The 15287-nt window shown below is 44.3% G+C and carries 14 protein-coding genes and 4 pseudogenes; 13 read left to right on the plus strand and 5 right to left on the minus strand.

Annotated features, from left to right (window positions below; genetic code table 11):
* The first annotated feature begins 1 nt into the window (after position 1).
* Genes BUQ89_RS12955 through BUQ89_RS12965 form a run of 3 tightly spaced genes read left to right on the plus strand, consistent with a single transcriptional unit; the run spans position 2 to position 3389 of the window.
* Positions 2-1252 carry a hypothetical protein gene (locus BUQ89_RS12955; protein ID WP_028462578.1) on the plus strand — a complete coding sequence of 417 codons (1251 nt, stop codon included), beginning with the start codon at positions 2-4 and terminating at the stop codon, positions 1250-1252.
* A complete protein-coding gene (locus tag BUQ89_RS12960) occupies positions 1236-1619 on the plus strand; it encodes a hypothetical protein (protein WP_036574295.1) in 384 nt (127 codons plus the stop codon). Before BUQ89_RS12955 ends, BUQ89_RS12960 begins: the two co-directional genes overlap by 17 nt.
* On the plus strand, positions 1620-3389 hold the full coding sequence (locus BUQ89_RS12965; protein WP_028462576.1) for a DEAD/DEAH box helicase: 1770 nt from the start codon (positions 1620-1622) through the stop codon (positions 3387-3389).
* 69 nt (positions 3390-3458) lie between these two features.
* Here the strand turns inward: BUQ89_RS12965 and BUQ89_RS12970 are convergent.
* A pseudogene (locus BUQ89_RS12970) lies at positions 3459-4629 on the minus strand (IS3 family transposase).
* Between the two features lie 63 nt (positions 4630-4692).
* Here BUQ89_RS12970 and BUQ89_RS12980 point away from each other — a divergent pair.
* Positions 4693-4836, plus strand: a pseudogene (locus BUQ89_RS12980) (DDE-type integrase/transposase/recombinase); the annotation flags it as partial.
* Between the two features lie 32 nt (positions 4837-4868).
* Positions 4869-5108 carry a hypothetical protein gene (locus BUQ89_RS14705; RefSeq protein ID WP_245813064.1) on the plus strand — a complete coding sequence of 80 codons (240 nt, stop codon included), beginning with the start codon at positions 4869-4871 and terminating at the stop codon, positions 5106-5108.
* A 10-nt stretch (positions 5109-5118) separates the two neighbouring features.
* Here BUQ89_RS14705 and BUQ89_RS12990 read toward each other — a convergent pair whose 3' ends face one another.
* Both BUQ89_RS12990 and BUQ89_RS12995 read right to left on the minus strand, forming a co-directional pair.
* Positions 5119-5397, minus strand: a complete 279-nt coding sequence (locus BUQ89_RS12990; RefSeq protein ID WP_028462573.1) for a hypothetical protein — start codon at positions 5395-5397, stop codon at positions 5119-5121.
* The gene (locus BUQ89_RS12995) at positions 5394-6011 is read right to left on the minus strand and encodes an AAA family ATPase (RefSeq protein WP_028462572.1); all 618 of its coding nucleotides are present in this window, start codon (positions 6009-6011) and stop codon (positions 5394-5396) included. The genes BUQ89_RS12990 and BUQ89_RS12995 overlap by 4 nt, the downstream gene beginning before the upstream one ends.
* A 14-nt stretch (positions 6012-6025) precedes the next feature.
* On the opposite strand from BUQ89_RS12995, the gene BUQ89_RS14320 reads away from it, so the two are divergent.
* The 3 genes and pseudogenes from BUQ89_RS14320 (at position 6026) to BUQ89_RS13010 (ending at position 7504) form a co-directional block, all read left to right on the plus strand.
* Positions 6026-6532: a hypothetical protein gene (locus BUQ89_RS14320; RefSeq protein ID WP_245813065.1), complete on the plus strand. Its 507-nt coding sequence runs from the start codon at positions 6026-6028 to the stop codon at positions 6530-6532.
* A gap of 99 nt (positions 6533-6631) precedes the next feature.
* A pseudogene (locus BUQ89_RS13635) lies at positions 6632-6763 on the plus strand (IS5/IS1182 family transposase); the annotation flags it as partial.
* Positions 6764-7288: 525 nt separating this feature from the next.
* Positions 7289-7504 carry an HD domain-containing protein gene (locus BUQ89_RS13010; RefSeq protein WP_028462537.1) on the plus strand — a complete coding sequence of 72 codons (216 nt, stop codon included), beginning with the start codon at positions 7289-7291 and terminating at the stop codon, positions 7502-7504.
* Positions 7505-7532: 28 nt separating this feature from the next.
* Here BUQ89_RS13010 and BUQ89_RS13015 read toward each other — a convergent pair.
* Both BUQ89_RS13015 and BUQ89_RS13765 read right to left on the minus strand, forming a co-directional pair.
* A protein-coding gene (locus BUQ89_RS13015) for an IS3 family transposase (RefSeq protein ID WP_143772736.1) occupies positions 7533-8704 on the minus strand; the annotation gives its coding sequence in 2 pieces (ribosomal slippage) (positions 7533-8455 and positions 8455-8704; 1173 coding nt in all).
* A gap of 28 nt (positions 8705-8732) precedes the next feature.
* Positions 8733-8870 (minus strand): hypothetical protein, encoded by a 138-nt coding sequence (locus BUQ89_RS13765; RefSeq protein ID WP_177183627.1) that lies wholly within the window; start codon positions 8868-8870, stop codon positions 8733-8735.
* Between the two features lie 78 nt (positions 8871-8948).
* Here BUQ89_RS13765 and BUQ89_RS13025 point away from each other — a divergent pair, with 78 nt between their 5' ends.
* From BUQ89_RS13025 to BUQ89_RS13045, 5 genes and pseudogenes are all read left to right on the plus strand, one after another.
* Positions 8949-9125 carry a type II toxin-antitoxin system HicA family toxin gene (locus BUQ89_RS13025; protein WP_177183626.1) on the plus strand — a complete coding sequence of 59 codons (177 nt, stop codon included), beginning with the start codon at positions 8949-8951 and terminating at the stop codon, positions 9123-9125.
* A 224-nt stretch (positions 9126-9349) separates the two neighbouring features.
* On the plus strand, positions 9350-12418 hold the full coding sequence (locus BUQ89_RS13030) for a DNA-directed RNA polymerase (RefSeq protein WP_028462369.1): 3069 nt from the start codon (positions 9350-9352) through the stop codon (positions 12416-12418).
* Between the two features lie 112 nt (positions 12419-12530).
* Positions 12531-12874 (plus strand): annotated as a pseudogene (locus BUQ89_RS13035) (transposase); the annotation flags it as partial.
* Between the two features lie 32 nt (positions 12875-12906).
* On the plus strand, positions 12907-14388 hold the full coding sequence (locus BUQ89_RS13040) for a hypothetical protein (protein WP_028462370.1): 1482 nt from the start codon (positions 12907-12909) through the stop codon (positions 14386-14388).
* Complete coding sequence (locus tag BUQ89_RS13045) at positions 14375-15286, plus strand: hypothetical protein (RefSeq protein WP_028462371.1); 912 nt, start codon at positions 14375-14377, stop codon at positions 15284-15286. Before BUQ89_RS13040 ends, BUQ89_RS13045 begins: the two co-directional genes overlap by 14 nt.
* Position 15287: the final 1 nt, after the last annotated feature.

The following is a 15287-nucleotide window of genomic DNA, read 5'->3' on the forward strand; positions in this document are numbered from 1 at the left end:
TATGTTTTTAAAATCCGTAGCCTATTACTGGGCCAGCTCCAAGTTGGAAAAAGAAGAAGCGCGCACACAATCGCTGATCCGTGAACTAGACCGGGCCAAAGCCTCTGCCAGCAAGCGTATCCAAAACAAGAAGAGTGAATGTTCACACAAAATCAAAGCTCATCAAGAAAAACGCAATAAAGAGCTGAAGACTTACATTGACTTTATGAATGAGCAGTTAGAGGAGATAACTGCAGATTATTTGCCAGAACTCAATCAGTTTCAAAGCTTCACGCTCACTTGCGTGGACTCTTGGATGCGCGTCGATTTGTGTCAGCAAGAGATCGATATCGTCTCTCAGAAGCTTAGTGCCGTCGTCACCACGATTAGCCTGCTCGATGCATATATTTCCGAGCTGGGTAAACTATCTCAGCGCCAGGGGCGACATGCATGGCGGGAATTTACTGCGGCACGGAAGCTGACGGTCACCAACGACTTTGTTGAGAAAACAAAGGATCGCATTGATCGCACCTCGAAATCTAATCACGATGAATTCAAGAATGAGCTCAAGCGTCTTGAAAGCCATCTCGAAGTTCTTAAAAAAGACAGACGTGAGCTATGTACTGAGCGTACTGATTTATCTAACAGAAAAGAATACGTGGACCAACAGCATAAAGCCAACAAAAAGGCTTTGATTGACAAACATAAGTTGTGCGTTGAGCATTGGAGTCAGATTGCCAAGAAGTTTGAAGCCTACTATGCATTTGAGGTTAGCGAACTCAGCTATGTCAACGACTGGATTAGCAATCTTAGGAAGACCGAAGCATTGCCTGAAATCAAAAAACTTATAGAAGTAGCAAAACAGAGCGTCTCATGTGCCAGTGAAAATCACAAAGAGCTTGAAGCGCAGCGCAAGCGCTATGCATCTCGTGTGAAAAAGGCACATGACACCAAAGAATATCCAGATAGCTTTGAAAACGACAAATCTCTAAGAGATCATTGGAAGCACGCAGCTGATGATGCATGGGAGGATCTAAATAAACGCCGTGCGGCTCAATCTCTCATTGGCACCCGCCGCGATGAGCTACACGGCTATATCGCTCGCATTGAACCCTTACTGCATCCCGACGTGGCCATTGATGCAATGCGTGAAATCCTGAACTCTGACCGCGAATTCAATGCCTGGCTCGCCTTCGGCATCAACACCAGTAAGCAAAAGCGCGAATACTGGGAGAAAAAACAAAATAGGATTGAGAATGCATCCACAAATTGAACTGCAGTTTTACTGGAGACATCAGGATATCAAGGAAGCCATCACCGCAGTCGCTAAGGCTATCGCTGCTGGTTACGATACCAAAGTTAAACTGCTGGCCGCGTTGCCTCAATTCTCAACCTTTAGAATTGCCTTGGCAATCGATGCGCTGATTACTGCTGACATGGCAGAAAATAATCTCGGCACGCTTTCGATTCATCCTGACATGGATATTGTCTTTGAGCTACTAAAAGGCAAGTTTGTGCTCCCGTTGAGTTTGAAGGACGCAAAGGCACCAGCAATACGCCGAGTACTCTTAAACAAACTTGGTTGCAAGAATCCCGCTGGCGTGGAAACACTCTTGAACATAAGTACCCCTGGAGTTTAAATGAGCAAACAACAACCGAATTTGCACATCGAGCCCGAAGTATCCATTGATTTCGTCGATCACATCGACCATTGGCTTGAGTATCTCACGGCACTGCTTGGCAATGCTGATAAAGCAACCAAGCCGAAGCTGGAGCGTCAAATCAAATATCTACTAGGCTTTCGCGCCGGTACGAACTGCAATATCAATCACAACCGACTGCTGCAATATTACTATAGCAACCAAGCCAAGGAAGGCGGCGACAACATCTCTTTGCCCGATGAGAGCTACAGCGCTGAAGATGAGTGCGTTCCGAACAAAAGATCGTCTGAGGCACAAGCCAGCGTAGATAGCTTTATTGCGGAGTTTAAAGCCCGGGAAGGTTCAACCTCCATGTCGATCCACCCGACTCAGCCTATCCAAAAAAGCTACCAGCCCAACGATTCTGCCTTCAAGCTAATCCTCAAGGCTTTGGCCAGCGAAGACCTGTTCTTCATGCAAGGGCCGCCAGGTACTGGCAAGACAACGGCAATTGTGGAAATCGTCCTGCAGTTAATAAAAGCTAAGCCCAATGTTCGTATCTTGATTAGCTCTGAAACTCACGTGGCCGTTGATAATGCTTTAGACCGCCTAGCAAATGAGGCATCCACCGAGCTTATGGAATCAATCTTGCGCTACCCAAAGTTCTCTATTTCTGAGTTTGAATGCGAAAAAACTCCGCAGGCAGATGCGCTAACACGAGCGGATACTCTCTGGCACAAGGCTCACGAAGCAGCTCCAGAGCTGACCAAGCAGCTATGGACTGATCTGGCTGCATGTGTAGAGAATGACAGCGGTGTTCCCTCTATTGCTCGCTGGCAAGCCCGCAGCCTTGCTGAAATGCACCAGGTGATTGGCGTCACCTGCAATCAGATTGACCACCTGAGGGATAGAGAAACTCAGATGTTCGACTTGGCCATCGTCGATGAATGCTCTAAGGCTACTATGCCAGAATGGCTCATGGCTATGAGCGTGGCCAAGAAGTGCATTCTGGTCGGCGACCACAAACAGTTACCGCCTACGTTCTGTACGGAAGAGTCAGAAGTTCTGGAGCAAATGAACGATAATAAGGAGGGGCTGATCCGAAACGGAGTTATCGAGCGACTCTTTGAGAACCTGCCATCAAATATGAAAGGAACCCTGGGCAAGCAGTTCCGCATGCTTCCGGATATTGGTCTGTTCATCTCTCACCACTTCTACAAAGGAGAGCTTGAGCACCATCGCACGGAAACCGATCATGAATTTCAGGATTTTGGTTGGCTTACATACAAGTCCAATGGCTACCGCGTACCTGCTCAGCGGGGTGAGGAGAAGAAGATTCTAATCAACTGTTTTGAGATCCGAATTATTATGGACCGCCTTGCTGAGATAAATGAACGCCTCCTGCAAGCCAAGATCGAGCGAAAAATCAGTGTAGCCCTCATCACGCCATACCGCGCCCAGAGCAAAGAGTTGTGCAAGGCATTAAAGAAACACGACTTTAGAGAGACCATCACGGTGGAAGTCGATACTGTAGATGCTTTCCAAGGTAGGCAAGCTGATATCGTGTTTTTTTCATTTGTTAGAAATACCGGGCCTGCAAAGTTTTACGCTGATGACCGGCGAATGAACGTTGCCATTTCCCGTGCTCGTGATGCGGTGTATCTGGTTGGTGACGTTGATTACATCGTAAGTAAGAGTAAGAGTTTGTCGGTACTAGGTGCGCTGATCAAGTTACCCATCTTGAACAAACATGGCAACAAAGATTTCTGAATTTCGTACCAGATCGATGGCCGCTTCAGCCCCAAGACTGACATGGTCAAGTAAAACCGTACACCCCGGTTAAGCGACTTTTATCATTTTTGCGGCTTCTGCTTCATATTGATTTGGACTTTTGTATCCCAGATATGAATGTAGTCGGTAACTGTTGTAGAACATGGAAATGCACTGCAATATATCCTGCTGTGCTTCATAGCGGGTCTGATAGCTTTTCCATTGGACACGTTCCTGTTTTAGGCTGCCAAAGAAACTTTCTGCAACAGCATTATCCCAACAATCACCCCGACGACTCATGCTCCCTATAAAACCACTATCTTTTAACAATCTTCGATATTCTTTACTGGCATATTGTGACCCGCGATCCGAATGTACAATCAAACTAATTTGTGGTCGACGCTGCCATATGGCCATCCTCAACGTATCACAAACCAACCCCGCTTTCATTCTTGAACTCATACCCCAGCCAACTATATTTCTGGAAAACGAATCAATTACAATCGTCAAATACAACCAACCTTCTTGCGTTCAGATGTATGTGATGTCACCAACATACACCTGATTTGGGCCAGCAACATCAAACTGTCGATTCAACTTGTTATCGAATACCGGTTGTTTATGATTACTGTTCGTTGTTGATCTGTACTTCTTCCGGTGTCTTACCTGAACTCCAGTCTCTTTCATCAGGCTTCGAACTCTCCACCGACTAACCGTATAACCTATTGCATTTAAAGCCTTCTTTATTCTACAGCTAGCATAGGTATAATGGCTGGATTCTGCAATATCAAAAATAATATCAATGAGTTTCATGTAATACGAATTATCAAAATAATTTGCTCGATGCCGAACATAATCATAATATGCACTACGACTCACCCTAAACAGCCGACACATCATGTCAATTGGATAGGTCTCTTCTTTTGGGTGATGAGCGAATATTTTACTTCGTTTCTTTCGCGAAGAAGACCGCCGCCTCCTTTAATATTTGTTTCTCCATTTTAAGCTGCTTGTTTTCTAACTTTAAACGTCGAATTTCCTCTTGTTCCGGCGTTAACTTTCCATTCCCTCGAAATGCCTGCCCATCATTATCCGTCTGGTATTCCTTGATCCATCGTCTGAGCATGTTGGCGTTGATCTCAAGGTTACATGCAGCTTCTGCAACTGTATAACTCTGATCCAATACCAAGCTTACTGCATCTAATTTAAATTCTTTTGTATATTGTTTTTTTGCTACCATCTCTTCCTCCAGTTAAGAATATTTTCTCTCAACCGGGGTGTCCGGGTCTATTAAACCACGCCATACCTCTATCGCGCTGTGGACAGGGATGGTAAAACGATCGACTTTCTATTAACGGCCAAGCGCGATAAGGCTGCTGCTAAACGCTTCTTCGAAAAAGCCATACAAGCCAATGGCGTTCCTGAAAAGGTCACGATGGATAAAAATGCAAACATCAAAATTCAATGGATAGAAGCTAGTTGCATGGTTGCATGGTTGCATGGTTGCATGGTTGCATGGTTGCATGGTTGCATGGTTGCATGGTTGCATGGTTGCATGGTTGCATGGTTGCATGGTTGCATGGTTGCATGGTTGCATGGTTGCATGGTTGCATGGTTGCATGGTTGCATGGTTGCATGGTTGCATGGTTGCATGGTTGCATGGTTGCATGGTTGCATGGTTGCATGGTTGCATGGTTGCATGGTTGCATGGTTGCATAAAATCATGCAGTCACAGCTTCAATCCAGCAAGCCCTTTTTCTTCAAAAATCTTAGATATCCCACTAATAGCTAGATGCTGGATACTAACTCCCTCAGATACCGCAAGTTGATGCACACGCTCCCAATCTGCACGAGAAAAACGAATTGTGAGAGCAACCACTTCGCCTTTTCCTCGTCCGCGTTTATGGGTTCTGCCTATTGGCTCCCCCCCTTGATCGTCTGAAGTTTGCTGAATATCAGCAGTCCCTTTTTTTGTAAAGGCCGCAAGTCCTATTGTTTTACTACTCATTTTAATTCCTCCCTAAGCCACGCCCAAAAAGCGCGAATTTCAATTGCAGCCTTTCCATCACTCTCAAATTCAGTGACAGATCGGCCTGTAGCTATCGCACGCGCGAAAGCGCGACGATCAATAATTTCAGTTGGCGCCACTGGCAAACCATACTCCGCTAATACAATCCGAGTTTCTGCAATTTCTGGTGAGCGAAACGGACAGGCTGACAAAGCGAACACTGCACGAACACCTGCTGCCTTGACAATATCAACAGCACTCCCGACAGCAGCAACGTCAAAAGCAGTGGGACGAACAGGGATAACTACTAAATCGACAGCACGAACGATATGCGTAGCGGCTGGGGCTGCATGAGGGGCAGTGTCAACGATTACTAATGTCATTTGCTCCTGAATGGCAGCTTCAATCACACGACCTAGATCAGTAGCGACAGCTGTCGCAACAATAGGTGTCTCCTGCATTCGAGAATTACCCCAAACTGTGGCGCTCTTTTGAGGATCGGTGTCGATGACAACGACAATCTCTCCAGATTCAGCAGCAGCTACGGCTGTATGTACTGCGAGTGTTGTTTTACCACTTCCACCCTTTTGGGCAAGAAAAGCAATCTTCTTCATAGCGTTATTGCGTCATGAATCTACTAACTCACGACGTCATAATAAATAAAAATGGTTGCATGGTTGCATGGTTGCATGGTTGCATGGTTGCATGGTTGCATGGTTGCATGGTTGCATGGTTGCATGGTTGCATGGTTGCATGGTTGCATGGTTGCATGGTTGCATGGTTGCATGGTTGCATGGTTGCATGGTTGCATGGTTGCATGGTTGCATGGTTGCATGGTTGCATGGTTGCATGGTTGCATGGTTGCATGGTTGCATGGTTGCATGGTTGCATGGTTGCATGGTTGCATGGTTGCATGGTTGCATGGTTGCATGGTTGCATGGTTGCATGGTTGCATGGTTGCATGGTTGCATGGTTGCATGGTTGCATGGTTGCATGGTTGCATGGTTGCATGGTTGCATGGTTGCATGGTTGCATGGTTGCATGGTTGCATGGTTGCATGGTTGCATGGTTGCATGGCTTCTATTATGTTCCTGAGAATGATGCTCTGTCAATTCATTCGACTCTTTCTGATTAACTTTCTTTTTCCGAAGCTTTTCAATTCTTTTTGTTATTTCGCTAGATAGTGCAGTCATGAGATTAAAAATATGACACATTCACATCGTAGGCATAATAAATATATCAGAAGAAGTATGGGGCGCTGCTTGAGACTCCTTTACCTGGCCGCCAAGGCGCTTGGGGAGGTATAGCTAGAGATAATCGCCAGTTCATTAATGCCGTTCTCTGGATTATACGCACGGGCGCACCGTGACGGGATTTACCATCGGATTATGGAGGTTGGAGCCATTCTAAGGCCGCTACATAACTGGTTATTTCGAGCTGGGAAAGATTTTTAAGTGCTTGAGTTATCAATGCTGCAAGTAATCAGAAAAGCTCAAAAACACAGTTATGCAGCGGTCTTATTCTTATCCACCGTGGCCTTACGGAGATCTCCGTTCCAACTCACGCCAATCGGGCGCTTGTTCTTGCGAAAAATTTTTCAAGGAACGATAGAGAAAATGGGTCGGCCAGTGATTATGCCCGGCAAATACACCTCTTTTCTCATCATTTTTCAATATATTTATAAATCAATGAGATATGTTACGTATCAACATGCGTAATAAGGTTATATCTAACGGAAATCGCATTTTTTTGATATTAAGCAGGGAGATTTGCAGCTTCTTATTGGAAATGTGCTTAGAATGCCAAATTCACTACCAATAGCTAATGCGATAAAACTGAGAAAAAAAGCAATAATGCCATGACACATGAAAATCCTTCGAATTAGAAAATAATGAAGTCGCTAGAGGAACTGGTTTTTAAGTACTGGGGTAAAGCAGATCAGAACTACCAAGGTAAACAGAAGTGGCACCCACTGGTTTATCATAGTCTTGATGTGGCCGCAGTGGGATTCGAGTATTTAAACCAAGAAAAGATTATTTCTAATTGGTTTTGCAATGAGTTGAATAACAATTATTCTGACTGGGTGCATTGGGCCTCTTTCTGGTGACATGGTCAAGTAAAACCGTACACCCCAGTTAAGCGACTTTTATCATTTTTGCGGCTTCTGCTTCATATTGATTTGGACTTTTGTATCCCAGATATGAATGTAGTCGGTAACTGTTGTAGAACATGGAAATATACTGCAATATATCCTGCTGTGCTTCATAGCGGGTCTGATAGCTTTTCCATTGGACACGCTCCTGTTTTAGGCTGCCAAAGAAACTTTCTGCAACAGCATTATCCCAACAATCACCCAGACGACTCATGCTTCCTATAAAACCATTATCTTTTAGCAATCTTCGATATTCTTTACTGGCATATTGTGACCCGCGATCCGAATGTACAATCAAACCAATTTGTGGTCGACGCTGCCATATGGCCATCCTCAACGTATCACAAACCAACCGCGCTTTCATTCTTGAACTCATACCCCAACCAACTATTTTTCTGGAAAACAAATCAATTACAATCGCCAAATACAACCAACCTTCTTGCGTCCAGATGTATGTGATGTCACCAACATACACCTGATTTGGGCCAGCAACATCAAACTGTCGATTCAACTTATTATCGAATACCGGTTGTTTATGATTACTGTTCGTTGTTAATCTGTACTTCTTCCGGTGTCTTACCTGAACTCCAGTCTCTTTCATCAGGCTTCGAACTCTCCACCGACTAACCGTATAACCTATTGCATTTAAAGCCTTCTTTATTCTACGGCTACCATAGGTATAATGGCTGGATTCTGCAATATCAAAAATAATATCAATGAGTTTGATGTGATACGAATTATCAAAATAATTTGCTCGACGCCGAACATAATCATAATATGCACTACGACTCACCCTAAACAGCCGACACATCATGCCAACTGGATAGGTCTTCTTCTTTTGGGTGATGAACGAATATTTTACTTCGTTTCTTTCGCGAAGAAGACCGCCGCCTCCTTTAGTATTTGTTTCTCCATCTTAAGCTGCTTGTTTTCTAACTTTAAACGTCGAATTTCCTCTTGTTCCGGCGTTAACTTTCCATTCCCTCGAAATGCCTGCCCATCATTATCCGCCTGGTATTCCTTGATCCATCGCCTGAGCATGTTGGCGTTGATCTCAAGGTTACATGCAGCTTCTGCAACTGTATAACTCTGATCCAATACCAAGCTTACTGCATCTAATTTAAATTCTTTTGTATATTGTTTTTTTGCTACCATCTCTTCCTCCAGTTAAGAATATTTTCTCTCAACCGGGGTGTCCGGGTCTATTAAACCATGCCAATTGACCTCCAAGCTCCGTCACCAATTCCTTCAATGCGATATCCAATTCTTCTTTATGTTTGCCGTCTGCCAATATTTTAATGCCAACAAGGGGTTTCTCCACGGAGCCCCATTATGTTGATATTATTTTTAATATGTGTGTGTCATACACATGATGAACAGTAAGTAACTCATCAAGGAAATGAAGCAAGCCGGATGGAAAGAAATTCGGGTGCGTGGTAGTCACTATCAGTTTTCTCACCCTGACTATGATTATGTTGTTACGGTTCCGTATCCAAAAAAAGCCTCGGCAAAGGTCTCATTACGAGACAGTCCCATCAACTATCAAGAGAGCAATCATGATGGATACCATTTATAAGGTTCTTACACCAGCCGGCCAATTTGATGCGGTATTTGCTGAAGATGAAGACACTCCCAGAGAGCTTTTCAAAAGTCTCTATCATATAGAATAGGTGATAATAAATTGTTGAGAAAATCGTGCCTAAAATCACCATTTTTTAAGATAAGTATCAACGTAATCATTAATCATCAAGAAATCTAGTTAAAAGCAAAGTTGATTTGCGTTAAATATGGAGATTTGGCATGACACTATCAATGTGGATTTCAGCAGATTTGCAGTATGGACAAGTGGCGCCAGGTGTTGCACGCAGTGGTGCAATGCAACGCGTGCTAGTGGAGTACATTAAACGCCATCTATTTGACGATACGAATAACACTGATAATAACAATTATAGTTATGACCAGATGTTAGTAGTATTTACAAAACAGCTGAGAGAATTTTCAGCTTCACAATTGTCGGTCCATTCCTTGAGGCAAGCGATACTTACAGATGAAGATATCCAAGCTGCCAAGCTAGTTGATTTGGATTCCCAACAAGTGCCTGCATCCTTCGAAGTTGTATTTTGTGTGGCTATTCAGGGATTATGCCAAGCATTGGCAGAATCATTTGTGAAGGAATTGGGTTTTGAAAGTGAAAACGATGAAAAATATCCTGATATAGCTACAAAATTTAAACAAGGACGGGCTGCGTACACGCAAGTGGTGTACATCATTGCTTCCTTGTTGCAACAAGGTACCTGGCGTTGGTTACGGGATCATGATGTCAATGATAAAACGACAAAATCCGAGATCTATCAGCTATTGGCCAAGGTATTACTAGAAAGTTTGCTTGTGGCAATGCATGGTTGGATTATCGTGGAAAAACTTAGGCCTGATAACGAAAAATGGGAACGCTATTACATCGGAGTCAGCTCAGACGATTTCACACAGCGAATCAAATCATTTTTAACGAAATTACCGTATCGCTATACCCTGCAACCGCTCAGACAAGCAGTTCAGTATGAAATTGGCGATATTAATCCAATCGCCAGTAATGGTGACAATTTTTTTTGTGTTGAACTCATCAAATATCGCTCTACAAATAATTTTTTGTACCAATTCCATGCGGGTGCCATAAAAACTGACTATATGGCCAAGCAATTTAAACAATACATTAAAGCAATTAATGTCCAGCAGGCCGTACCCTGGCGCATAAACCTGACAGTGTTGCATTGGGCAAAATGCTTCAATGATCTGGCTAAAAAATATGCCATCCGGGAGAAAACAAATGTTGAAGAAAGCGAACAGGCTGCAAATCCACTTGTCATGGATTATGATTTGAATGTTGCACAACTCGACAGTCTGCGCGAATGGATTGCCAAAGCATTTTATGAACCCGATGCAGCTGAAAAGCGCAAACACTTTGAGCGGTCCGGTGAATTTCTCGATCATATCCTGTCACGCCAAGCGCTTGATGAATTGAGCCAAATAACTGATGAAGGCTCCAGAACCGTATTCTACCTGCCGTGGAAAGCAGATTATCGTGGCCGTATCTACGCTGAAACACCCTGGTTAACACCGCAAGGGGGCGATATGCAGCGAGCATTGTTTGAATTTGCCAATGGTAAACCGCTTAACGAGCAGGGCATTAGTGCGCTATGTCGGCATGGCGCGAATTTGGTGCGGCGTACACAGATTTTGTCAGATCTTGGAATAACGGACAGGCAGGTGCTTACGCTTGATGAGCGCGAGCAATGGGTAGTGGATCATGAATCTGAAATCCTGGCTAGTGCGAAAGCACCGCTTCAAGAATCATTCTGGCGAGACGTTGCATCCAAGCCAATGCAGTTTCTTGCATTTTGTCTGACATATCAACAATGGAAAAATGATCCGCAGAAATCTATCCATTTACCCATACAGATAGATGGCACCTGTAATGGATTACAGCATATATCAGCGCTAACCTGTGACGAAGGACTGGCGCGCGCAGTCAATGTGATGCCGAGCAATGATAACCTTCCAAGTGATATATACATTGAGCTGGCGAACGAAGCGGTTACAACAATTGGTCAACTCGGCAAACTGAGGAAGCTTGGTGTTGGTATTCATGAGAAAGGACTCGTTCTGGCTGATGCCTGGCTTGTCAATAATCAGAATCGGCAGAAATGGCTAAATCGTGACACTGCAAAAAAAATTGTCATGACCATTCCTTACGGTGCGAGTGAAACCTCGCAAGCTGGTTTCGTACTTGAAGCCATTGCTGAGCTGGTTTTTGAGGAATGGCGTAAAACAAAGGAACAAGAGAACGAAAAAGATACCGCGATTTATAATCAATTTGCACAATTGATTCCCTGGGACGAGAAGGGTAAAGGTAAAAAACAGAAAAAATTTGTTATCAACTGCAGTAAGCCTCATTATAAGGCTTTACGTAAAAAGGCTTTTTGTAGTGATGTTATTGAAAAACAAGAAGCATGGCAGGAATTAATCGAACTAACCGCGCTGGCAAGTTATGTAGCACTGACGATAGTTCACCATTTACGATTTGCGTTATCGAAAAAATATCCATCTGTCGATAAATTTGCCGGTTGGTTGGAAGATATTGCGGATGCCTGTGCCGGTCTGCCGCTGCTATGGTTGACTCCGCTTGGTTTTCCGGTATGCCAGGATAAGTTTAAGCTTGGAGGAAGCTCTGTAACGGCAAGTTTAGGCACCAAGAAAATTACTATCGGTGTAGAGCGCCTGGGAGATGGGGTCGAATCCAGTAAGCAAAAATCTTCTTTATTACCCAACTTGATTCATAGCCTGGACGCCACTCATTTAGCTATGACGCTATTGGACGCTAAAGCTTCAGGTGTGACAGACATTGGCAGCATTCACGATTGCCTTCTTTGCCATCCTAATGATGCCGTTATCCTGAGTCAATCAGTGAGAGAAACCTTTGTCGAACTTTACCAGCGGACTAAGGGGAATCCTCCCGAACCGCTTAAGCGTTGGTTTGATTGGATGAATTTGATTGAAAAAATATCTGTGTTGCAGAAGCCAAATCTGATACTCGGTGCATTGGATGAAACAGACGGTTTAGGGGAGCGCATGCTCAGATCAAGTGCAGCACAAAGCCAGAATGCGGAATATGCCTTGCTCATATTGGATAAGATCCGCAATTTAGAGACGTCGCAACGCTATCTTGTTCGCAGTTTATTGGAATATATGGTAGAAACCGGTGTGCAAAAAAAGAATCCGAAAAATTTTCCTCCTGAATTATTTTCGATGGGTGACTTGATACTTGTGGATTCGAACAAAAAAACCCCGCTTTCTGAATATTTTTTTTCATAATCAAGTTATGGAAAAAAATATGAGCGGCTTGTAAAAAAGAAAGGATTTCATATGACACACTCACATCGTAGGCATGCTATATCAGATGAAGTATGGGCACTGCTTGAGGTTCATTTGTCTGGCCGTGGATGCGCATGGTGTGCCAGTCAGCGTTTTTATTACACAAGGCACCACAGCGGATTACCCGCGGGCTAATCGCTTAATCGAAGGACCTGATGTGGATTATCTATTGGCGATTGCGGTTATGCTAGTAATGCAACTATTGAACAGGCAAGAAGGCAGGGTATGGAAATCGTAATCTCCTCAAAAAAGAATCGTACAGCACAAAGGTCTTACGACAAGGAACGCTATAAACGACGGCATCTGGTTGAAAATGCTTTTCTCTATCTCCATAGAAGGCGCGGCATTGCCACAAGATATGCCAAAAATACTGCTTCATTCCTTGCTACTGTGTAAATCAGGCGTATCGCTCTCTGGGCAAATATCTCATGACTATACTATCTAAGAAAAAAATAAAAAAACGCCTGGTCATTTCGTTTATTGGCAGAACCGATCTTAATTATATTGAGTCTCAAGGAGAAAATATCAGTCCTATTCTAAGACTGTTAACACATCTTTCGTGTCTCGAGCCAAAACTTTCGCTGCATCAGACATGTTTACTATTATTTGATGATGATCTCGATGGTAAGACTGATCGATATGAATTTTACCAAAAGCTGCAGCAAGTATTGCCACAAATGGGACTTGATGGGCTGGCAGTAGAGCGGCGTAAAATTGTTCTGCCTGAAGGTCCTACTGACCTGAACGCACTATATGAGATTGTTTGGAAGAAGATACCGACTTCAGGCGCGCAACGTAATAATGAAGTGATTTTTCATCTATCTTCAGGCACACCTGCTATGAAGTTTACATTGTTGCTTGCTGCCAATTGTCTGCCGCTGGAAAATGTGCGCATGTTCGAGACTTCGATTCAAAATGATGTTCTGGAAGTGTACCCACCTTATGTATTAGCTGCTCGCGGGATTCATGAACGTGCACGTACAAAAAGCTTGTCCAAATTATCAGACAGAGCCAGGCGACAGTTAATACCCGATACCGTGTTTGATGATCCCCATGTGAAAGCGAGTTTTGCTGCGATACATAGGGCAGCAACCAACAGAAAGATGCCTCAGCGATTGTTGATAAAAGGACCGAGCGGCAGCGGTAAATGGCACGCCAGTGAACAATTTTCCAAGTGGCATGGTGGCGAAATGATTAAATGGACAGAATGGTCAAAAGAACCAGAAATTGGCTCTGCTCAAACAGGTACACTGCTGATCAGGCATCTTGATGCCTGGCCAGAAAAAGCGTTGCAAAAATTGACAAATCTGTCAGAAAAATATTCAAAAATCGCCATTGCAGCCACATTCCGCACAGACCATACGCCTGCTGCAACATTGAACACATTGACACATGATGGGTTGCGCGGCGCTATCCATATCGAGCTGCCCTCACTGGGTGCGCGTAGCGACGTCGTGGCATTGAGTGAAGCACTGTTGCGACAGCTTGGGCTGATGAACGGTAAACTGAAGGAACGATTGCAGCATGATTTACAGACTGATTTATATCCACGGAATTTACACGATCTGAAATCCTTATTGGCGACAGCGGCTGCACAAAGCTCCGGTGCGCATATTGATCGCTTAGCTTACGAACGATCAAGACAAATAAAGAGTGCAAATGAAGTGCTCGCACATGCCTGGGAAATACTTGTCGGGTTAGAGTTTGGTCCGGGAAGACCGAAGCTGGATGACATACTTAATATAATCCGTTCCGCTATCGCTCGCCGGATTCAAGCTGAGGGACGTAGTCAAAAAGAGATCGGTAAACTGCTAGGTCTCAGCCAGCAAACAGTGTCGGATATTCTTAAAAAAAAATCTGATCAATTTAGCCAGGAAATATGGATCAAGCAGAATAATGAAAAAGTCTGAGCACTCAATCAAGGTGCGTGGCGCACAAGACCTGGTTGAGCTATGGCGCACATTGCCAGTATCCATACTGCGTTACCCTGCATCAACTCTGGCACCCGCGCATGGTACTGCAGTTTTGAGTGACATCCTGCGAGCGCGTGCCTGGCGCGAACATTGTGCCGCAGCGACAACGGTGAGTTGCGTAGAGTCGGGTAATTCATGCGCTATGGTGGATCGTAACTGCTGTCGGGCGGATGTCTTGTTTCCGGCTCAAATCGGAGGTGGTGCACAAAAATGGCGCATGGCTACGATGTTTCTACAGTGGCGGCCAAGTGTACAAGAATTACACCTGATTTCCGTAGGTGAAACGGCTTGTGAAGAACTTGACTGGGCGGCACGTTGCTTACGTGAACATCATGGACTGGACGCGGTATTATCAACCGACGTCACCCATTATGGGGATTTGGAATTTCGTGGCACAAAGCACTGGCGCTTGGTGTTCGTAACACCCTGGTTGGTTTTTAAAAGCAAACGAACAATAACATCTTTGGAAAGTAAGCCTGATGCTATCGCGATAGCACACGAGATTGGCAAAAGCTTGCGTGAGCGAGCAAAAAAATTTACTGCACTATGTTCACGAGAGGCTACCTGGCAAAAATTGACCTGTCATCTCGCGCATCACGTGACCAATGCACTGCTACCGACAGCATTTTCAATTGACCAAGTGCGTATTGAACCGCAGCGACTGAAGCTTTCAAGCAGAGGAAATGGTGGAATGTTCAATGCACTTGTCTGGAATGGTGATGTGACATTGTCAGTCGACGAGACACTGCTGCCATGGCTCAGCATTTTGTCCATCTGTGGTGGTGGTGAAAATGCAGATAAGGGATTTGGCAGTGTTGAATTGATTCCACAATGAC

The organism is Nitrosomonas cryotolerans ATCC 49181, assembly GCF_900143275.1.
Classification (GTDB): Bacteria; Pseudomonadota; Gammaproteobacteria; order Burkholderiales; family Nitrosomonadaceae; genus Nitrosomonas; species Nitrosomonas cryotolerans.